Genomic DNA, 21208 nt, shown 5'->3' on the forward strand with positions numbered 1-21208 from the left:
AGCAGGTTTATGAACCTCTGGACTTACGGTAGAGGTTGATCAACCCGTTGGTCGATGAGTCATGCGTTTTGGCATCTTGCTCTCCCTGAATTTCAGGCAAGATAGCTTTAGCAAGCTGCTTGCCGAGTTCAACACCCCATTGGTCGAACGAGTTGATCCTCCATAGCACGCCCTGCACGAATACCTTATGCTCATACATCGCGATCAGGCTGCCGAGGTTGTATGGGTTGATTTCCGAAAAAACGAGGGTATTGGTCGGGCGATTGCCGGGAAACAGTTTATGAGGCAATAGCAATTCGATTCGCTCTTCCGGCATACCAGCATCACGCATCTCCTTTTCCGCCTCTTCTGCTGTCTTGCCACGCATTAGCGCTTCAGTCTGGGCAAAGCAGTTGGCAAGCAGAATATCATGATGTTTCCCTGCCTGGTTCTGGCTTTTAAGGGGAACGATAAAATCTACTGGTATGAAATTCGACCCCTGATGCAGCAGTTGGAAAAAGGCATGCTGAGAGTTGGTTCCTGGCTCGCCCCAGATAACCGGACCCGTAGCATATCCGACTTCATTACCATCCCGATCGATTCTTTTGCCGTTACTTTCCATATCGAGCTGCTGAAGATATGCAGGGAGACGGTGCAGATACTGATCGTATGGAATCACTGCATGGGAGTGAACATCGAAAAAGTTATTGTACCAGATCCCAAGAAGGGCCAAAAGAACGGGGACATTCTTTTCATACGGAGCTGAAAGAAAATGCTCGTCCATCGCATGCGCACCTGCAAGCAGTTCAATGAATCTTTCGAACCCGATATAGAGCGCAATGGAAAGGCCTATGGATGACCAGAGGGAATAACGTCCACCAACCCAATCCCAGAAACGGAACATATTATGGGCATCGATGCCGAACTCCTCTACTTTTTCCCGATTGGTTGAAACTGCAACGAAATGCCGGGCGATGAATGATTCATCGACAGCTTCACCGAGAAACCATTGTCTTGCTGTATGCGCGTTGGTGAGGGTTTCCTGTGTGGTAAATGTTTTTGAAGCAATGATGAACAGTGTTGTATCAGCATCGAGCTCCCGCAATGTTTCAATAATATGTGTCCCGTCGATATTGGAAACGAAATGAACTTTGACCGCTCCATTGGCGAAAGGTTTAAGAGCTTCTGTCACCATGTAAGGCCCGAGATCTGATCCACCGATTCCGATGTTGACTACATCGGTGATTGCCTTCCCACTGTATCCTTTCCATTCACCCGAAAGGATAAGCCCACAGAAACTCCTTATCTGGGCGAGCACCTCCCTCACATCACAACCAATGGTCTGCCCATCGAGCTGCATCCGAAAACTTTCCGGCTGTCGTAGCGCGGTATGTAAAACAGCCCTCTGTTCGGTAAAATTTATTTTACTACCCTCAAACATTTTTTCACGGTAACCCTCGACATCGGCTTCTTCTGCCAGAGAAATCAAAAGCTCTACGGTTTTTTCGTTGATTCTGTTTTTCGAGTAATCGAGAAGCAGATCACCGGTACGAATCGAGAAACGCTCGAACCGCTCTGCATCCTCTGCAAAGAGATCTTTCATATGCAGCTCTTCTGTTTCCCTATTATGAAGCTCCAATGCTTTCCAGGCCCGACTGTTTTGTAACGTCATAGAATAATAATCTGTTGAGTTGTTGAAATGCTGATTTGAACAGCTTTCTGGCCTGAAGCATCCTTCCTGTGCGATAACCATCTCGATCGCATAGGGATGATCGGCCTTTATCATGTAAAAGGATGTTCCAAGAAAAAAAACGCTCTCTTTTTCTCCCCCGGTTTGTTTCTTCTTTTTTTAATATGGCCTCATCCTCAGGTGCAACTTCCAACCGTTTTCGAATTTCTCCTGTCCAATTATTTCGGCAAACGCACGCATGAGAAAAATCCCTCTCCCCGATGGCTCCATAAGTAAGCCAGGGCTTGTCGGGTCATGAATTTCGTGCACCGCAAATCCATTTCCGGCATCTGCAACTTCAATTAAAAGGGTTCTGGTATTTCCATCACGAAGAGACTCGAATCCCAAACCCACGACTGAAGCCTCATTCCCGGTGTTGCCATGCTTTACAGCATTCACAAACGCTTCCTTGACAACAAACGTAAGTTCCTGAAGAAACGCCTCACTGAAACCTTCACGTTCTGACATCGCCTCAAGAAAATCATGAAGCTTTCGAAATTCATCATAACTGCTTGAAAGCAATAGCTTGTATGCCTTGGATACCTCCATAACAGCAGCACGTAACCTTCTTTCTCTTCGGGATTCTTACCGCAGAAAAGTTACGACGAAAGAGGCTTGAACACAACCGCCAATTTGTACACGTACAACAAAGGCCTTATTTATTAAACTCAAAACTCACTTTATCATAAAAAAATATTACACATTTGTATTTTTTTATTAAAAAATTATATTGATGACAGGATTTCTTCTAAGAAATTTATAGAAAGAGGACAAAAAACCTGAATCATTTAAACAACTCAAAAAAAACACGCATGAAATCATCAGTAACATCACTCGGCCTGATCTCATGCGGCCTTCTGGTGGCTGGAATCATTCCCGGACCACCGTTGCTTGCCGCCGAGAACGTTGATGCAGGAAGCATCAATGCCTACGCCATTGACAATATGTTCCTTTTCATCGCAGCGGTTCTCGTCCTGTTTATGCAGGCAGGATTCGCCATGGTCGAGGCCGGATTGAACTCGGCGAAAAACACGGTCAACATCCTGTTCAAAAACATGATGGACCTATCGGTCGGAGCATTGTTGTTCTTTATCATCGGCTACGGACTCATGTATCCAGGCGACGCTTTCACAGGAGGCTGGTTTGGATTCGGCGGTTTCGGCGTCAGTATGGAAGCACCTGAAGCAGTAGGAGGAAACCTACATCCTGCTGTAGACTTTCTCTTTCAGGTAGCTTTTGCAGCAACTGCAGCTACAATTGTGTCAGGTGCGGTTGCAGGGAGAATGAAGTTTGAAGCATACCTGATCTATTCCGCCGTCATCACCGCTATCATCTATCCGATAAGCGGTTTCTGGAAATGGGGAGGCGGATGGTTGAACGAACTCGGGTTCTATGATTTTGCAGGCTCACTGGTGGTTCACGCCCTGGGTGGTTTTGCGGGTCTTGCCGCTGCAATCGTTCTCGGACCGCGTATTGGACGTTTCAACCCAGACGGCTCGCCGAATGCTCTTCCGGGCCATAACCTTGCCATGAGCACATTAGGAGTCTTCATACTGCTTATCGGGTGGTTTGGATTCAACCCGGGAAGCCAGCTTGCGATTGCAGGTGCGGATAACACGAATATCGTGATGATTATTGCAACAAACACACTCCTTGCAGCGGCGGCCGGTGCTGTGTTTGCGATGCTTGCCGCATGGACCGTGTTTAAAAAACCCGACCTCACCATGGCAATGAACGGGGTACTCGGGGGACTTGTCGGTATCACTGCGAACTGTGACTCGGTCACCTACAATGAGGCGATCATTATAGGTGCAGTTGCCGGTATCCTGATAGTTGCAGGTGTCAAGCTGCTCGACATGCTGAAAATCGATGATCCTGTCGGTGCATGGCCGGTACACGGCCTCAATGGAATCTGGGGCGGAATTGCCACCGGCATTTTCGGCGGACACCCGATTGTAGCCCAGATTATCGGTTCAATCGCCATTCCGCTTTGGGGATTTGCAACCATGTTCGTGCTCTTCCTGATTCTCAAGGCTGCCGGCATTTTGAGAGTATCCAGAGACGAAGAAATGAAAGGCCTCGATATTTCCGAACATGAGGAAGAAGCCTACCACGGTTTCCAAATATTTTCAAACCAGTAACGCCTAAACAGGAGCCAATAGCATGAAATACATTGTAGCAATGATCCAGCCTCACAAGCTGCCGGACGTCAAAGCCGCTCTTGCTGAAGCAGGAATCTATAAAATGACCGTAACAAATGTTCTGGGTTGCGGAGCTCAGGGCGGATATACAGAGGTTTACCGCGGAGTTCCCAGCGAGATCAATCTCCTGAAAAAAATAAAACTCGAAATCGGCGTCAATGAAGAGTTCGAGCAGAAAACAATAAACGCCATTATCAAGGGAGCCAAAACAGGAGAAATCGGAGATGGAAAGATCTTCGTCTTCGATCTGCCGAAATGCATCAGGATACGCACAGAAGAGACAGGCAACGATGCTATCGGTTAATCACAAAAACCCGGAAAACCTTTTGGAAAAGTGTTTTCCGGGGAATCAACAACAGCAACACACAATCAATACTCGAAAAGGAAGTTCAATCATGAAAAAAACATCCAAATTCTTTACCCTCGTTGTCGGTCTTGTACTTTTGTTTACCGGAACCGTTAAAGCCGAAGGCTTTGACATTGGTGCCGATGTCGTGAGCAGATATGTGTGGAGGGGCACCCAGTTCGGGGATGGCATCGCTGCGCAGCCATGGCTAAGCTATACGTTTCCCGGTATCGGAATCGAGGTCGGTGCATGGGGTTCATATGATATCAGTGATGACGATGCGAGTGAAGCGGACCTTTATGTCACCGTTCCGATTGGCGATTCTTTCAGCTTCACCATAACCGACTACTTTTTTCCGACCGGAGGCTTTGACGACTATTTCAACTGGGGTGACGACGGAAGTCACACAGTCGAACTCGCAGCCGGATTCGATGCCGATAAATTCAACCTGTTCGGCGCTGTCAACGTAAGCGGCGACGATGACAATTCGATGTACTTCGAAGCAGGCTACAATTTTTATGACAAAGATGACTACAGTGCCTCCCTCTTTGTAGGGGGTGGTGACGGCATGTACACAAACGACAGCGATGCCTCTGGGGATTTCGATATTGTCAATGTAGGACTGAGTGTGTCGAAAGATATCTTTTCGGCATCCTATATCGTCAACCCGGATCTGGAAACATCCTGGCTTGTTGTCGGCGTAACCTTACAGCCATGACAATCGGAAACATCTGCCTGTCGTGAGCAAAATTTCTCCGTTAGTGCTGCACCAGTAACAGTACCCGCTCCCGGCAGGCATAGTTTCCCCCACAAGAGAAGACGGGCAGAAGTCCGTTTTCTCTTTTTCTGCACATAACAACACCGCCCTACAGGGTAGCACCTTTTTCAAAAATGTGTTACCTTATCTTGTAACCGAAAAGCAAGTGACATTTTGCTACACGATGCAAAGAAACTGTTATCCGGATTAAGAATTCAAGAAACATTCAAGGTTTGAAAAGTGATGCAGGACTCTGAGTTTTTTCTTTGGTCATTTTCGGACCCACCTGCCGAATCAACAGTGCCTCCTCAACAACGCTATAGTCATGTTGACCGATGAAACGATTTGGCGTCTCACTCGAAGATGAGCTTCTGGACGAGCTGGATAAGCTGGTTGAAACGCATGCTTTTCCCAACCGGTCTCGGGCAATACGTTTTCTTATCCACAAGCATCTTACAGAGGAACAATGGAAAAGTAACCAGGAGGTAAGTGGCTGCCTTGTCGTTGTCTACGACCATCACAAACCCAATCTGCAAAACAACCTGACAACGATACAACACGATTATCATCATCTTGTGCTCTGCTGCCAACACGTTCATCTCGATCACAGCCACTGCATGGAAACCATAACGCTTAAAGGTAAAGCGAGAGAATTGCAGGAAATTGCCGACAAGCTGATTGCCGTCAAGGGTATAATTCATGGAGAACTCGTGATGAGCGTTATCGGAGAAAGAAACTCACGTATAAGTCAAAAATCAAGATTAAAAAGCCATGAAGCTACAACAGAAGCAACATGATTTTTTGACTTGGAAACGGCAGGCTCAGGCTTTTTTAAACTGTAGAAATAAACAAGGTATGAAAAGTACAACCTCATTTTGGAAATCACTGGCGGCAATAACCCTTTTTACGATAGCATTCGTTCCGATAAACGCTTACGCGCATTTCGGCATGGTTATTCCATCCGAAGACATTGTTGAAAAACAGAGTCAATCATCGCTGACGGTCAACATCATGTTCGCTCATCCTTTTGAAGGGCAATCGATGAACATGGAAAAACCGGAACTGTTCGGGGTCTTCAGTGAAGGCAGAAAACAACAGCTCAGCCCTCTGCTCAAGACTCATAACCTGACTATGTATGCCGATTCCTCTCCCAATCGTGCATGGCGGGCTTATTATACGGTGAAACACCCCGGAGATCACATATTTTTTATGGAACCCAAACCCTACTGGGAACCGGCTGAAGACAGCTATATCGTTCATTACACGAAAGTTATCGTAAACGCTTTCGGCAAAGAGGATGGCTGGGATTCGGAGCTTGGCCTGAAGACCGAAATAATTCCCCTTACACGGCCCTACGGGCTTTATACCGGCAATGTCTTCCAGGGCATTGTCAAGGTCGATGGAAAACCTTCTCCTTTCAGCGAAGTTGAAGTGGAATATTTCAATCGGAGCGGTGAAAACTCCGCACCGAAACCTCCCTTTATAACACAGGTAGTCAAAACCGATAAAAACGGGGTCTTTACCTACGCCATCCCGAAATCGGGCTGGTGGGGATTTGCCGCCCTCTCTACAGACAGCAGAACCATCATGCATGATGGCGAACCCAAACCTGTTGAGATCGGTGCGGTATTGTGGGTCAAAGCAGATGATTTCAAATAAAATTCCTCACTAAGCGCCTACTGGGCTTTCAAGCCATCAAGCAAAAGCAGCATGCACATTTCAGAAGGAATTTTACCATGGACGACTCTCGCCGGAGGCTATGCTGCAAGCGCATTGGGAGTTGCGATTGGCTTGAAAAAAATAGAAGATCGGCAGATGGTTAAAACCGCCATGCTCTCATCAACCTTCTTCATCGTCTCATTCATCCACATACCGTTGGGACCGACAAACATCCATCTGGTCATGAATGGATTTATCGGACTTCTTACCGGATGGTCATGCTTCATCGCAGTCGGGATAGCACTGCTGTTGCAGGCGCTGCTGTTTCAGTTCGGCGGCATTACAACTCTCGGCATCAATACGTTCAATATGGCACTACCAGCCCTTGCCTGTTTTCTTATTTTTTCCCCTTTTCTGTCGGGCAAAAAAATCTCTGTGCTTCTAACCGGCTTTTTCAGCGGATTTATTTCTGTTTTTTTGAGCACGCTGCTTTTAAGTTTTTCTCTCGTGACTGCCGGGGAACCGTTCATACCTGCAGCAAAGCTTGTTTTTGCAGCAAACCTCCCCCTCATGATCGTTGACGGCATGATCACAGCCCTTGCTCTTCGGTTCATTGAAAGGGTCAAACCGGAAATACTTACTTCATGAAAAATATACTGCAACCCTCTGTGCAAATTTTGCCGGGAAGCGCTCTATTTTTTTTCTTTCTGGCAATATTTTTGCTTACCTCACCCAATGCTCTTGCCCATAAAGTCAATCTTTTCTGCTGGTATGAAGGTACTGAACTTCATGGCGAAGGGTATTTTTCAGGAGGCAATCCTGCACAAAACAGCTCGATAAGGGTTTATGACCTTGAAAACGGCAACCTTCTCGCTTCAGGTATCACATCCCGCAAAGGAACATTTACGGTTTCTCTCGAAAAAAACGTACCGATAAAGGTTGTTCTCGATGCCGGACAGGGACACCGGGCAAGCTGGACCATGAACGAAAACAATGAACAGACTACCTCGATGGAAAAACTCCAAACTCCCGGTGTATTAAACAAGACGATGACCATGGCAGCAGGGCTCGTAGCCATAGTGGCTTTTTTCAGCTTTTTGTATCTCTGGAAACAGCAACATGCAGATTGAATCATTTTCAAAAGGCAGGAGCCCGCTTCACAGTACCGACCCAAGGATGAAGCTTCTTGCTTGTCTACCGCTGATTATGCTGACTGCATTGAGTCAAGACATCCTCCAGGTTACAGCATCTCTTGCCGGCGGCATCATTCTCGCAGCCGTTGCAGGAATTTACAGCCGTCTGCTGTTCCAAAGACTTGCCACCGTGAACGTGTTCATGATTTTTCTTTGGGCCACCATGCCTTTTACCATTTCCGGCGAACATTTCTGGAATAGTGGGCCCTTGAGCATATCACGGGAAGGCATAACACTACCGTTACTGGTAACCCTCAAAACCAATGCGATAGCCCTCTATACCATAGCACTTCCCGGCACCAGTACTATCATCGCTCTCTCCCACGCCATGCTTCATCTTCGGGTTCCGGGCAAACTTGTTACGATGTTTTACTTTTTTTACCGTTACATTGGTGTCTTTGCCGATGAATTTTCAAAAATGCTTCGTATGCTCGAGGCTCGAGGATTCCGCGCATCGACGAATATCCATACCATTAAAGTTTACGCTTTCTTTACCGGCATGCTTTTCATTAAAAGCCATGAGCGTTCCGAAAGGGTATATAACGCTCTTGTGATGAGAAACTTTCGCGGAGAGTTTCCACTTCTCACCCACTTTACGCTGAAACGGCGTGAACTGATTTTCATGGCTGCCATGAGCTGTCTGTTCATGCTCATTGTGTTGCTATGAATTGCATCACCGTCGAAAACCTGAGTTTCTCCTACCCTGGTCATGTAGAAGTCTTCAACGACCTGAACCTTTCCATTGTCAAAGGTGAAAAAGCGGGAATACGCGCTCCGAACGGCTCAGGAAAAAGTACCTTGTTCCTTCTGTTAGCAGGCTTGCTAAAGCCGGCATCCGGCAGTATTTCGCTCTGGGGAAAAGTAATGAAAACACCCGATGAGTTCAGAAAAACACGGTTGAAAATCGGGCTTCTTTTTCAAGATCCTGATGATCAGCTTTTCCTCCCTACCGTCGAAGAAGACATAGCCTTTGCACTTCTGAACCGGGGAACATCACGAGAAAATGCCCGCCAAAAAGTCGACGCACTTTGTGATACATTTCAGATAGCACATCTAAAAAAAAGAGTCCCCTTTCACCTTTCCTGGGGGCAGAAACGGCTTGTCTCACTTGCCGGCACACTGGTAACTGAACCGGACCTTTTGATGCTCGATGAGCCAACCGCCGGCATAGATGATACGGTAATCGAAACAATACTCGACTATCTCGACAGTTTCAGGGGCACCTTGCTCATCTCATCTCACGATAGAAATATTCTCGACCGAGTATGCTCAAGCCAATACCTCCTGACAAACAATCAGCTTGAAAAATGCTGAGACAGAAAATCGGCTTCTGCTTTATTTGACCTTTGACTTTCTTTACAATTCCTTCTCGTAAATAACATACTCTTTGTACGGAATTCCGCCGATAACCTTCGCAAGCTTGCTCATCGCTTCATTGGATTTAAGCACCCAGCTCATTTCACTCGAATAAAGCCCATGTTTTCCTCCATATTCGGAGATCTGGGCATTGAGGATACTATCTATCCCTTTGTTCCTGTACTCAGGCAAAACCCCCATAACAATTGTCCTGAACGCAGCAATGTTCCTCCCATACCACCAAAATTTCAGAAGCCCCCACGGTGTAAAAGGATTACCGTTTACATGTTTGAGAGGTATGTTCATATCGGGTAACGTCAATGAAAAACCGATGGGCCTACCTTCTTTATCTTCTACAAAGTAAATGAAGTGCTCCTTTGCAACTTGTTTCATGCTTTTAGCCATGAAATCGAACTCCTTATCGGTCATGGGGACAAAACCCCAGTTTTTTTCCCATGACCTGTTGTATATATCCCTTATCTTTGCAGCCTCGTTGTCAAAATCCTTCATGTTTATGGTTCTGATCGAAAGCTGTTCCCGCTTCATGACATGCTTGGCTATCCTGCTGAGACGTTTGATGTCGATAAGATCCTGATCGATATACCACGCGAGCAGTTCCTGGCCGATCTTATGGCCGGCATTGGTGACAAGGTTGTTGTAGTAGGGTGGATTGTATAACATTAAAAACACCGGTGAACTGTCGAAACCCTTTACCAGCATACCGCACTGATCGTTCATTGAAGGACTGACCGGCCCCCTCATTGAATCGAGACCTTTTGCTCTCAGCCACTGTGAAGCCGAGTCAAAGAGCGCGTTGGCAACGTCCTGATCATTGATGCATTCAAAAAAACCCCAGAATCCCGTCTTGTCCTTATGAATCTCGTTATGCCTTCTGTTTTCAACTGCAGCGATCGTTCCTGCCATACGTCCGTTCTTCCAGGCGGTGAACAAAGCGATGTCGGCATGATCATAGAGGGGGTAATTCTCTTTGTCAAGAGTTTTCATATAATCTGCAACAACAGGAGGAACCCAGTATTTTTTGAGCTCCGGGTCTTTCCTGTAGACTTTCCAGGCAAATTTTATGAAACTCTTCGTTTCTTTTTTACTTTGAACACGCCTTATCTCAACCGACATAATACTGTTAAATTGGATTTGACAGAGAGAGTAACGAAATAAAAACCCCCTGTAAAGAGGGGGCTTTCGAACTTGCTATTCGACTATACTTATTTAAAAGCGTTACCGGGTTCAACACCGGCAGCCTTGAGTATTTTAGCCAAGGGACAAAAGCCGGTAAAAGAAGCTTGAAACAGGTTCAACCCTACGAACCCTGTAAACCATAACCAGTACTGGCTGTGATAAACCGACAAAAGCACACTTGCCACGATAAGAAAACCCGCTACGGCAAAAACAAGGCGATCTATATTCATAATGGTAGCTGTCTTGAAGTTATATGTTATGCAATTGTACAAAATGAAATCAGGCTTCTGCTTTTGAAGAAACCGCATGAAGCTTCATTGCGCCTTCCCGCAAAAGCTTCACCGTCTCTTCCCAGGAAATACAGGCATCGGTGATTGAAACTCCGTACTGTAAGTCGGCCGGATTGTCAGGGAACGGCTGGTTACCACAGAAGAGGTTGCTTTCCATCATTACCCCCAGAATGCTCAAGGTCCCGCTCACTCGCTGCTCGACTATACTGTTCCACACTATTGACTGCTGCTCGTGCCGTTTACCTGAATTTGCATGACTGCAATCAACCAAAAGATTTTTTGACAGTCCGGCCTTTTCGAGACGCCTTTCGGCGTCCGCTATATTGTCGGCATCGTAATTCGGGCGCCCTGAACCACCTCGCAGAACCATGTGACCAAACGGGTTACCGGTTGTCGTGATAACGCTGCTGTATCCGTCAGGATCAATTCCCAGAAAACTGTGTGAGTGCATTGCCGAGCGTATGGCATCTATTGCAACCTGAACCCGTCCGTCGGTTGAGTTTTTGAAGCCGACGGGCATAGAAAGCCCGCTCGCCATCTGACGATGCGTCTGGGACTCGATTGTCCTTGCACCGATCGCCGCCCAACTCACGAGATCGGCAACATACTGGGGTGTAAAAGGATCGAGAAATTCTGTTGCAGCCGGTAAACCGAGCGCATTGATATCGAGCAAAAGTTTGCGGGCATAATACAACCCATGCTCTATGTCGAAAGACCCGTCAAGGTGTGGATCGTTGATGAAACCTTTCCAACCGATTGTTGTTCTCGGTTTTTCAAAATATACACGCATGATAATGCAGAGATCATCCTTCAGCTCTTCACGTAATCCCTTCAATCTGCGGGCATATTCCATAGCCGCATTGATGTCATGAATAGAACAAGGCCCTACGATCACCAGAAGCCTTGAATCTTCACCGGACAAAATGCGCTCCACCTCTTGGCGCCCCTGAACAACCGTATCGGCAACCTCTCCTGTCACCAAGAGCTTATCCTTGAGGTTACGTGGAGTCGTTAACCGCGTAATATTGGAAACTCGTATATCTTGTAACCTGTGCATTGGCTATACAAAAAAATCTAGCGTGTGTCATGAAAGCAACCTGCCATCTCGAAGCAGGGCTCGCAACAACAATGTTATGAAACTGCCTGTAATAGCAAGGAAGATAAAAAAACTCAGTAATAAATAATCATCTGCAAGAATAATAAATTCCAGGCCTTCCGCTCTTTGGACTGTCGTTAACATAGGGGATGACAAATCCTTTTCAACAGTACTCTATGTCAATAAGAACTCGAAAAAACCTTTTATCCATTGTATGTCACAGAAATGCTTACAGAGATGGAAAAAACGCTCCATACAGGGTATGTTCATTGCTTTTTACGAGAGAAAGTCAAGCCACAATCTAGTCCCAGGTCTTTTGCTGTCTCCCCCCATAAATATCAAAACCTGCCTTGGAAGGCAGGTTTTGATAATAAACCATATGGTGTATGGAAAAACTATACTTCTGCCTGTTCTTCTTCTTTGGCAAAATCGACAGTAAGCCATCCATCTTCGAAACTTGCTCCGGTTGACTCCAGGCCGGCAATGAAAATCGGCAGCGCAACGATCTTTTGATAATCCCCGATCCTGATAGTGAGATCGTCACCCATTTTAAGAATCTTCGGCTCAAAGCCCATATCCTCCATAAACGGAAGTTTCACCCTGACCTTGTAGTGGCCATCATGCACTTTCTGAATGTCGATCGGGTCTTCCTTGAAGAAAATTTCAGTCGGATTCTTATCACCGTAAACTTTTTCACCAACCTGCCGCAGCATATCGAGACCTACGACTTCCTGATCAAACAACGGAACCTGACCGATCGGAATCGGAGAAAATGCGTTTTTAATCTGCTGAATGTAATTCTGCTGAATATTTCTCCATTTCTTGAAATAAGGATCTTGAGTATGGTCTGGCATCACCCTGTTGATGGTGATGCTGTCAACAGTAATTCCATACAGGTTGAGATAGGTAAGAGCTCTCATGGACTCCTTGATAACCATCTTTTCAGGGTTCATCACAAGACGAACCGTCGATTTCGTGCCATCTGCAAGAAGATCGATAATCCCCTCTGTAGAAGAAAACAGGTTATCCACCTTCTCGTACACTTCTTTAGGGGCAACCATGCTGTCTATTTTCTTCACTTTTTTAGACAACGGTCTGATTACCGGGCTCACCATGTATTTTTCAACATTGCGGATAAACTTTATAAACCAGCCGAATGTTTCAGGCAAGGATAAAAGGCGAAGTGTTTCGCCCGTCGGTGCACAGTCGACGACGAGCAGATCGAAATCTAATTGCTCTTCGTTATACCGCTTGATGTACGACAGAGAAAAAAGCTCCTCCATGCCAGGCAACACACCCATTTCTTCAGCATATATACCTTCAACTCCCCTTGACTCCATAAGCTGTGCGAAGTGCTCACGGACAACATCCCAGTTAAGATTGAGATCGCCGAAAACACTGACTTCCTGTCCCCAAAGATTTTCAGCCACCTTGACCGGTGAAGGCCCAAGTTTCACATCGAGCGAATCACCGAGGCTGTGTGCCGGGTCCGTTGACATAATCAACGTTTTGAAACCCAAATCAGCAGCTTTTAATGCCGTTGCAGCGGCAACAGAAGTTTTACCTACTCCTCCCTTACCCGTAAAAATAATATTTCGCATACGTTATTATTCTCTTTTAATGGAAATTAAAAAGCAGTTTCCCTTACACCAAAAGCCACCTGTCCCATCATATTCCGAGCAAACTGTTTCAAAAAGGCTAAAGATAACAAAATTATCCTTTTTACATACAAACTGAAGTACTCGAACGACGATTCTGCGAAAAACAGGATCATTCACGAAATCACAGGCCAGGCGTAGCCCCGACAGTCATTATTTTGCTTTGATCGTAAGCCGTTGTCCAGGATATATCGTACGTTTCCTGCCCAACTTGTTCCACGACACGAGCTGACTGACACTTACCCCATATTTTCTTGCTATGAGGCCGAGGCTCTCTCCCCTTCTGACTTTGTGGATTTTGATCGGTGCAGAAAGCTTCAGTTTCTGACCGGGATATATCGTGCGTTTCCGTCCAAGATTGTTCCAGGAAGCGAGCTTACTCACGCTGAACCCATACTTTCCGGCAATCAGACCAAGACTCTCACCTCGTTTCACCTTGTGGTAACTTGGTTTTTTCGATGATGTACGGGCGGACGCACCATAAATCTTGAGCTTCTGACCGGGGTATATCGTGCGTTTCCGTCCAAGATTGTTCCAGGAAGCGAGCTTGCTCACACTGACCCCATACTTTCCGGCAATCAGACCAAGACTCTCACCTCGTTTCACCTTGTGATACACGAGTGAAGGTTTTCCTGAACTCCCGGTTGCTGGTGTTCCGAATACCTTGAGTTTCTGACCGGGATATATCTTCGAACTTTTCAGGTTGTTCCATCGTATAAGCTCACTGACATAGCAGCGGTATGTTCTGGCTATCGAGGCCAGCGTCTGACCGCGCCTTACGACATGTATGTTTTTTTTCTGCTTTTTGGGAGAAACAGCTTTGGGAGAAACTGCCTTCACTTCTCGAGCTTTTGCCAGCAAAGCCGCTCCGTCAAGTCCATGCCGTGTCTTGTGAGCATATATTTTCTTTTCCTTTCGGTTGAACTTGCCGAGATACTCCTTAGGGAGTTTCAAATAGTAAGGATTACCGGCACCTGCAGGCACAAGGTTCAGCTTGAATTGAGGATTGAGAAGCTGTAGATCCTCGACAGAAACACCGATAACCTCGCTAACCTGATCGAAAGCGACAACATCCGAAACACGAACCGTACCGATATCGTCATACGAATACACCGGTTCAATAGAACTGATGTTGTGTTCACGGTAATAGTTCATGATATAGGTAACAGCAATAAAAGCAGGCACATATCCCCTGGTTTCCGAAGGAAGATGCGGCCAGATAGACCAGTAATCCCTGGCCCCGCCCGATCGTCGAATAGCCTTGTTAACATTTCCGGCTCCAGAGTTATAAGCGGCAAGCACCAGAAACCAGTCCCCATATATATTATAGAGATCTCGCATGTGCCTGCAGGCGGCAATGGTTGCTTTCTCGGGATCGAAACGGTCTTCGACAAATGCCGACGATTCGAGACCGTAAATCTTTCCGGTCCCATATATAAATTGCCAGAGTCCTTTCGCATTCGCCCATGAAACTGCAGTCGGGTTGAGTGCCGACTCTACAATTGCCAGATACTTCAGCTCGAGAGGAATTTTGTACTGCTGAAGCTTCTTTTCGAAAAGAGGAAAATACATCTCGGTCAGACCGAGAATCTTTGCGGTCAGCTTGCGTTTATCAACTGAATACAGCTTGATAAAGCTTTTAACATGGCTATTATAGGTGAGCTTGAGCGGTGTTTGACTGTTTAACCGGGCAATTCTTTCCGAATAGGTTTCATCGTCAAACTGCGGAATAAACGTAAGTGGGTACCCCTCACTGTCACCGTCTTTCCACTTTTTGAAGTTCCTGTCGCTGAAATATGTTGCCGTCACATAGCTGTCCAGTATTTCAGCCACCGCCGAGTCATCAGCTCCAACTTTTTTCTTGCCTGCGTAACTGTCGGAAAAAACAGCAGTCTGCAGAAACAGGAGGATAGCTGAAATAATATAGCAATGAGCGACTCTCACAAACACCGTCTCGTTAAGTAGGTTTGCAACAATTCCTGACACAGCACAACGGAAACATACGTTTTAAACATAAACACCCCTCTTCATTATTACAACCGGCTTGTTCGAAGCATTGCGATCTGTAGCCGGAACGTTGATCGTTCTTCAATATCATGCAGGCGCTCTCCATCGTAAAATTTTTTCCGACTAATACACCACACGCCAGAGAAAAAGACCGGCCGGGTCAGCCGGCGCCAGTTTTTTTACACGCTTACCTGTTCGAAGCACATCTTCAAGTTCACCGGTAGAGGCTTCGAGTTGCGCTGAAACCAGATAACGAACCATTGTTCTGAGAAACCTGCTTGCCGAAATCCTGAATACCACCATATCACCATGGCGTTGCCACTCTGCACTGTAGACCGTACAGAAAGTATTGTCTGCTGCACCGTTATTTCTGGAATAGACCGAAAAATCGTGTTTACCGACAAGTTCTCCTGCACAGAGGTTCAATTGATCGAGATTCAGCGGTTTTGAAATGTAACCGGCGTATCTTCGATTGATTGCCGAAGGTTTTTCAAGCAGAAAATACCGGTATTCCCTTACTAGCGCACTGTAGCGAGCATGAAAATCATCGGGAACCGCCTCCATGTCCATTACACGGACCGCAGGAGGTAAAAGAGAATTCATGGCATAAGATAAACGATAGAGGCTCAAGTTTGACGAAGTCCTGAAATTCGCCACCTGTCCTTTCGCGTGAACGCCCTTGTCCGTTCTTCCGGACGCTGTCATCGAAACGCGCTCCTGAACAATGCGTCCCAAAGTTTCTTCAAGCACTCCCTGAACAGTACTCACTCTTCCAGGCTGCTTCTGCCAGCCGGCATAATCCGTACCGTCGTACTCTATGGTCATACGAATATTCCTCATTGGGGAGTAAAATAGCTTTATGTACATTAGTTACCTAAGTGTACCTGACTAGATCGCTTCAGAGTTCCGCTCCGCAGCCATTTTTCGGTTGTAACCAGCACCTGTTCTCTTGTCAGGCGAAGCAATATTGCAGATCCAATTCAACATCGGTAATACGGAAAATTTGAGCTTACATCACCTCGAAACAGTCGTCAACGCACTTGACCGTGTAAGGAAAAACGGTGTTTCTTCATCGTATTGTGTTCCTACTATTTGGGAGAACAACCGTAAAGGGAAACAGCAGGTCAATCCTGCAGATCATTACGGAAAAATCCTTGAAAATCTTTTATCGCACAAACCCACTGCGTTTACGAATCCTGGCTCAACTGCGAGCGAATGGACATGCAACAGCTTTGTTTACAACCTGTTCGTACGTCTCACCACAGCATTCGATCACGACAGTAACGGAGCTATAGCAGCCGATCCACTTCCTTGCGGTTTTCGTGAAACCGGTACGTTCCTCAAATCGATAGCCTTATTACCTTACCTTGAACGCCTCGGGATCAATACGATTTACCTCCTTCCGGTAACAATACCGGGCAATGCATATAAAAAAGGCAACCTTGGATCCCCGTATGCCGTAAAAAACCCGTACCGAATAGACCCCCTGCTTGCTGAACCTGCACTCGACCTTTCTGCCGACACAGAGTTCGCCGCCTTCACACAAGCAGCACACCACATGGGAATGCGGGTCGTACTCGAATTCGTATTCAGAACATCTTCCGTTGACAGTGACTGGGTAAGGGAACATCCCGATTGGTATTACTGGCTCGAAGTGAATCCGGAAAACGGTTTTGCCCCGGAATCATATGCCCCTCCTGTTTTTGATCCTGAAACACTCAATACCATCTATGAAAAAGTCGATAAAAACGACCTTTCCAAACTACCGGAACCCTCTGAATCGTTCAAGCGACAATTCACCCAAACGCCCGAAACCGTAACACTCTCTGAAAAAGGAGCTCAAGGCCGGACTGCCGACGGAACTTCCTGTGTCGTGGCAAGCGGGTTCTGTGACTGGCCCCCTGATGACAAACAGCCCCCCTGGACAGATGTCGCCTACCTGAAATTGCATCGGCACGAGTCATTCAACTATATCGCGTACAATACGATACGAATGTACGATACTGCGCTCGACCGTCAGGAATATCTCAATGAAGAACTCTGGAATACCATTGCGGATATCATTCCCTATTTTCAGAAGCACTTTTTGATCAACGGTGCAATGATCGATATGGGACACGCTCTTCCCTCCGCACTGAAAACCACCGTCGTTGAAAAAGCACGAAAGAACGATCCTGATTTCGCCTTCTGGGACGAAAACTTCGACCCGTCCCCATCTATCAAGGATCAGGGGTTCAATGCCGTCTTCGGCTCCTTACCGTTTGTGATTCAGGATCCGATTTACATCAGAGGGCTACTCAACTACCTGAACAAAATAGGTGTTGTCGTTCCATTTTTTGGAACCGGTGAAAATCACAACACACCGAGGGTTTGCCATAATCTTGCTGAAAAAGAAACCTGCAGGAACCGATCCAGATTCATATTCGGCCTCGCTGCGGTTCTCCCTGCCGTACCGTTCATTCATTCCGGGATGGAAATCTGTGAGTCGAAACCGGTAAACCTCGGGCTGAATTTTACCGATGCAGACAGAAAACAGTGGCCCGCTGAAAAACTCCCTCTTTTCAGCACAGGCTGCTACGACTGGTCAGACTGCAACGGGCAGGAACCTCTCACGGATTTTATCTCAACCATGTTATCTTTACACAAAAGATATGCCGACATTATTCAAAACGGTAAACCGGGGTTCCTTTCGCTGCCATTCATCTCTTCCCCGGACCTCTTTGCGCTCATGCGTAAAGGTACCGATATTAATCTTCTTTTCATCGGAAACAGCAATGCGGAAAATAAAGCCGCAGGCTATATGGAATTTCACCGAAAGAGTTTTACGATAACCGATATGGTTTCAGGAACTGTTTACCAGGTAACCAATCACAGGCTGGAGCTCGAAACCGAGCCAGGGCAGTGTTTGGTTTTCGAAATTCCCGTTTAATTTTAGACACAGAATTGTTTCGTTACTCGTAAATCTTTAATCACTACACATTATGTCTATACTTGTCGTTGGTTCCCTCGCTTTTGATGATATCGAAACTCCTTTCGGCCGATCGGACAACACCCTTGGAGGCTCTTCAACCTATATCGCCCTTTCGAGCAGCTACTTCTCTGACGAAATCAAACTCGTCGGTGTCGTTGGCAATGATTTTGAAGATGATCATTTCCGCCTTCTACACAACAACGGTATCGACACCAAAGGAATTCAGGTCATTGACAACGGCAAAACTTTCCGCTGGAGCGGCCGGTACCATTATGACATGAACACGCGGGACACCCTCGATACACAACTCAACGTATTCGCAGATTTCAACCCGCATATCCCTTCGCAGTACCGCGAAGCGAAATACGTCTGCCTCGGCAACATCGATCCGGAACTGCAAATGAAGGTACTCGACCAGGTTTCGAACCCCGACCTCGTGATCCTCGATACCATGAATTTCTGGATAGAAGGAAAACCCGAAGAATTGAAAAAAACGCTCGAAAGGGTTGATATTTTCATTCTCAACGACAGTGAAGCCCGACTCCTCAGCGGCAATCCGAACCTTGTCAAATCGGCAAGAATCATCAGAAATATGGGACCGAAAACATTGATCATAAAAAAAGGAGAGCATGGTGCACTTCTCTTTACCGACAACGGCATCTTCGCAGCACCTGCATATCCTCTGGAATCAATCTACGATCCAACCGGTGCAGGAGACACATTCGCCGGAGGGTTCCTCGGACACCTGGCAAGAGCAGGAGAAATCAACGATACGGAACTCCGTAAAGCAGTCCTTTACGGAAGCGCCATGGCAAGCTTCTGTGTTGAAAAGTTCGGAACAGAGAAATTAGCCAACCTCGAACTGCTCGAAATAGAAGACCGTTACCAGAGCTTCCTCGACCTCTCTAAAATCGAGGAATAAGAAAATCTGCAGCAGGATAACCGGCTCATAAACACGGTTATCCTGCCTAACTGCAACCCAGCCCTGAAAAGACATGGAGCAGCTCACCAACCTCGACTTCAGCATCATTGCCGGATATTTGGCACTCACTTTGCTTATAGGCCTTTATTTCTCGAAAAGGGCGTCTCAAAATGTCAACGAGTTTTTTCTCTCCGGTCGACGGCTTCCCTGGTGGATAGCCGGAACCGGAATGGTTGCAACCACCTTCGCTGCCGATACGCCGCTTGCCGTAACAGGACTGGTAGCCAAGCACGGCATTGCCGGTAATTGGCTTTGGTGGACATTCGTATCCGGAGGTATGCTCACCGTTTTTTTCTTCGCAAGGCTATGGAGACGAGCAAACATCCTCACCGACCTCGAATTCATCGAACTTCGCTACAGCGGTAAACCCGCACAATTTCTCCGCGGTTTCAAGGCTGTTTATTTCGGCTTGTTCATCAATGCAGTGATTATCGGCTGGGTTAATCTCGCGATGTACAAAATCATCAAGATAATGCTGCCGGAACTCAATCCCGAAATGGTGATCGTAGCCTGTGTCCTGTTGACCACACTGTATTCCGGCCTTTCGGGTCTCTGGGGGGTCACCATTACCGACACGTTACAGTTCGTCATTTCGATGGCTGGATGCATTGTCCTTGCGGTATTGGTCCTCGATGCGCCGGAAATCACGCAAGCCGGAGGCCTGACAAAAGCACTTCCGGAATGGATGTTCGACTTTTTCCCTGTGATAACCGACAAAACCTCATCCGGCAGTTTCGGCTCCGCATATGAACTCACTTTCGCGTCATTTGCAGCCATGGCATTTGTCCAATGGTGGGCCTCGTGGTATCCCGGTGCCGAACCGGGAGGCGGCGGTTACATCGCCCAGAGAATGATGAGCGCCAAGGATGAAAAACATTCACTTCTCGCCACCCTGTGGTTCATCATCGCACACTACTGCCTCAGGCCCTGGCCCTGGATTATTGTCGGACTTGCAAGTCTTGTGCTGTTCCCCGACCTGCCTCTTGAGCAAAAAGAAGATGGTTTTGTCTATGTCATGCAGTCCATTCTTCCTCCAGGGCTGAAGGGATTGCTGATAGCCACTTTTCTTGCTGCTTACATGTCTACCCTTTCAACGCATCTCAACTGGGGAACAAGCTACTTGGTCAACGATTTCTATAAACGTTTCATCAACACCAGCGCATCGTCGAAGCATTATGTCTTCATTGCGAGAATTTTTACCGCAGGTGTCGCTATTTTCGCGCTATTCATAACGTTTTTCGTACTGAAAACCATAACCGGAGCCTGGGAATTCATCATCCAGTGTGGGGCCGGAACCGGATTCGTGCTGATTCTTCGGTGGTACTGGTGGAGACTGAATGCCTGGTCGGAGATAGTTTCCATGATCGCTCCGTTTGTGGTGTATACCTGGATCCTGCTGTTTACCGACATCGAGTTTCCGAGCTCTATTTACATTATCGTGATGTTCACGATTGCCGCAACCCTCATCGCCACCTATGCGACTCAAGCTACCGAAGAAAAGCAACTTCTGGCGTTCTATTCGAAAACAAGAGTCGGAGGAGTGCTCTGGAAAAAAGTATCCGAAAAACTGCCGCATATAGAATCGGATAAAGGTTTTTTCAGGCTGTTTGCAGACTGGGCAGGAGGAGTGGTACTGGTTTATTCCACCCTGTTCGCAACAGGAAAATTTATTTTCGGCGAACATCAGCAAGCCATCGTTTATTATGCAATCGCCTTGCTTGCCGGAACATTCATCTATATCGATCTAAGCCGTAAAGGATGGAACAATCTCAATTAACACAATCAAC

20 protein-coding genes are annotated in these 21208 nt (G+C 46.7%); 12 read left to right on the forward strand and 8 right to left on the reverse strand.

From position 1 onward, the window contains the following. Window positions 1-7 precede the first annotated feature (7 nt). Both pgi and QZ209_RS01805 read right to left on the reverse strand, forming a co-directional pair. Window positions 8-1651, reverse strand: a complete 1644-nt coding sequence (gene pgi, locus QZ209_RS01800) for a glucose-6-phosphate isomerase (RefSeq protein ID WP_294344152.1) — start codon at window positions 1649-1651, stop codon at window positions 8-10. A 177-nt stretch (window positions 1652-1828) separates the two neighbouring features. Further along, the gene (locus QZ209_RS01805; RefSeq protein WP_294344085.1) at window positions 1829-2257 is read right to left on the reverse strand and encodes an ATP-binding protein; all 429 of its coding nucleotides are present in this window, start codon (window positions 2255-2257) and stop codon (window positions 1829-1831) included. 263 nt (window positions 2258-2520) lie between these two features. Between QZ209_RS01805 and amt the strand changes: the two genes are divergently transcribed. The 9 genes from amt (at window position 2521) to QZ209_RS01850 (ending at window position 9178) form a co-directional block, all read left to right on the forward strand. Then, complete coding sequence (amt, locus tag QZ209_RS01810; protein ID WP_294344088.1) at window positions 2521-3849, forward strand: ammonium transporter; 1329 nt, start codon at window positions 2521-2523, stop codon at window positions 3847-3849. Window positions 3850-3871: 22 nt separating this feature from the next. After that, window positions 3872-4213, forward strand: a complete 342-nt coding sequence (locus QZ209_RS01815; RefSeq protein ID WP_294344090.1) for a P-II family nitrogen regulator — start codon at window positions 3872-3874, stop codon at window positions 4211-4213. Between the two features lie 91 nt (window positions 4214-4304). After that, window positions 4305-4973 carry a hypothetical protein gene (locus QZ209_RS01820; protein WP_294344092.1) on the forward strand — a complete coding sequence of 223 codons (669 nt, stop codon included), beginning with the start codon at window positions 4305-4307 and terminating at the stop codon, window positions 4971-4973. Window positions 4974-5347: 374 nt separating this feature from the next. After that, the gene (gene nikR, locus QZ209_RS01825; RefSeq protein WP_294344097.1) at window positions 5348-5809 is read left to right on the forward strand and encodes a nickel-responsive transcriptional regulator NikR; all 462 of its coding nucleotides are present in this window, start codon (window positions 5348-5350) and stop codon (window positions 5807-5809) included. 58 nt (window positions 5810-5867) lie between these two features. After that, window positions 5868-6671: a DUF4198 domain-containing protein gene (locus QZ209_RS01830; RefSeq protein WP_294344100.1), complete on the forward strand. Its 804-nt coding sequence runs from the start codon at window positions 5868-5870 to the stop codon at window positions 6669-6671. Window positions 6672-6722: 51 nt separating this feature from the next. Beyond that, window positions 6723-7319: a cobalt transporter CbiM gene (gene cbiM, locus QZ209_RS01835; protein WP_294344102.1), complete on the forward strand. Its 597-nt coding sequence runs from the start codon at window positions 6723-6725 to the stop codon at window positions 7317-7319. Then, window positions 7316-7801 (forward strand): hypothetical protein, encoded by a 486-nt coding sequence (locus QZ209_RS01840; protein ID WP_294344104.1) that lies wholly within the window; start codon window positions 7316-7318, stop codon window positions 7799-7801. Before cbiM ends, QZ209_RS01840 begins: the two co-directional genes overlap by 4 nt. Beyond that, on the forward strand, window positions 7791-8531 hold the full coding sequence (gene cbiQ, locus QZ209_RS01845; protein WP_294344108.1) for a cobalt ECF transporter T component CbiQ: 741 nt from the start codon (window positions 7791-7793) through the stop codon (window positions 8529-8531). The genes QZ209_RS01840 and cbiQ overlap by 11 nt, the downstream gene beginning before the upstream one ends. Beyond that, the gene (locus QZ209_RS01850) at window positions 8528-9178 is read left to right on the forward strand and encodes an ABC transporter ATP-binding protein (protein WP_294344109.1); all 651 of its coding nucleotides are present in this window, start codon (window positions 8528-8530) and stop codon (window positions 9176-9178) included. Before cbiQ ends, QZ209_RS01850 begins: the two co-directional genes overlap by 4 nt. Window positions 9179-9220: 42 nt before the next feature. Here QZ209_RS01850 and QZ209_RS01855 read toward each other — a convergent pair whose 3' ends face one another. From QZ209_RS01855 to truA, 6 genes are all read right to left on the reverse strand, one after another. Continuing rightward, entirely contained in the window at window positions 9221-10354 is a 1134-nt protein-coding gene (locus QZ209_RS01855; RefSeq protein ID WP_294344111.1) for a GNAT family N-acetyltransferase, read from the reverse strand. Between the two features lie 89 nt (window positions 10355-10443). Further along, window positions 10444-10647 carry a DUF2892 domain-containing protein gene (locus QZ209_RS01860; protein WP_294344113.1) on the reverse strand — a complete coding sequence of 68 codons (204 nt, stop codon included), beginning with the start codon at window positions 10645-10647 and terminating at the stop codon, window positions 10444-10446. 49 nt (window positions 10648-10696) lie between these two features. After that, window positions 10697-11764: a 3-deoxy-7-phosphoheptulonate synthase gene (locus QZ209_RS01865; protein ID WP_294344115.1), complete on the reverse strand. Its 1068-nt coding sequence runs from the start codon at window positions 11762-11764 to the stop codon at window positions 10697-10699. Window positions 11765-12198: 434 nt separating this feature from the next. Further along, entirely contained in the window at window positions 12199-13404 is a 1206-nt protein-coding gene (locus QZ209_RS01870) for a TRC40/GET3/ArsA family transport-energizing ATPase (RefSeq protein WP_294344117.1), read from the reverse strand. 210 nt (window positions 13405-13614) lie between these two features. Further along, window positions 13615-15405, reverse strand: coding sequence for a LysM peptidoglycan-binding domain-containing protein (locus QZ209_RS01875; protein WP_294344118.1), 1791 nt, complete (start codon window positions 15403-15405; stop codon window positions 13615-13617). A gap of 186 nt (window positions 15406-15591) precedes the next feature. After that, entirely contained in the window at window positions 15592-16293 is a 702-nt protein-coding gene (truA, locus tag QZ209_RS01880; protein ID WP_294344119.1) for a tRNA pseudouridine(38-40) synthase TruA, read from the reverse strand. A 178-nt stretch (window positions 16294-16471) separates the two neighbouring features. On the opposite strand from truA, the gene QZ209_RS01885 reads away from it, so the two are divergent. The 3 genes from QZ209_RS01885 (at window position 16472) to QZ209_RS01895 (ending at window position 21198) form a co-directional block, all read left to right on the forward strand. Further along, window positions 16472-18397, forward strand: a complete 1926-nt coding sequence (locus tag QZ209_RS01885) for an alpha-amylase family glycosyl hydrolase (protein ID WP_294344121.1) — start codon at window positions 16472-16474, stop codon at window positions 18395-18397. Between the two features lie 52 nt (window positions 18398-18449). Beyond that, window positions 18450-19361, forward strand: a complete 912-nt coding sequence (locus tag QZ209_RS01890) for a PfkB family carbohydrate kinase (protein WP_294344123.1) — start codon at window positions 18450-18452, stop codon at window positions 19359-19361. A gap of 73 nt (window positions 19362-19434) precedes the next feature. Further along, on the forward strand, window positions 19435-21198 hold the full coding sequence (locus QZ209_RS01895) for a sodium:solute symporter family protein (protein ID WP_294344124.1): 1764 nt from the start codon (window positions 19435-19437) through the stop codon (window positions 21196-21198). Window positions 21199-21208 lie beyond the last annotated feature (10 nt).

It is taken from the genome of Prosthecochloris sp., from assembly GCA_015482705.2.
Taxonomy (GTDB): domain Bacteria; phylum Bacteroidota; class Chlorobiia; order Chlorobiales; family Chlorobiaceae; genus Prosthecochloris.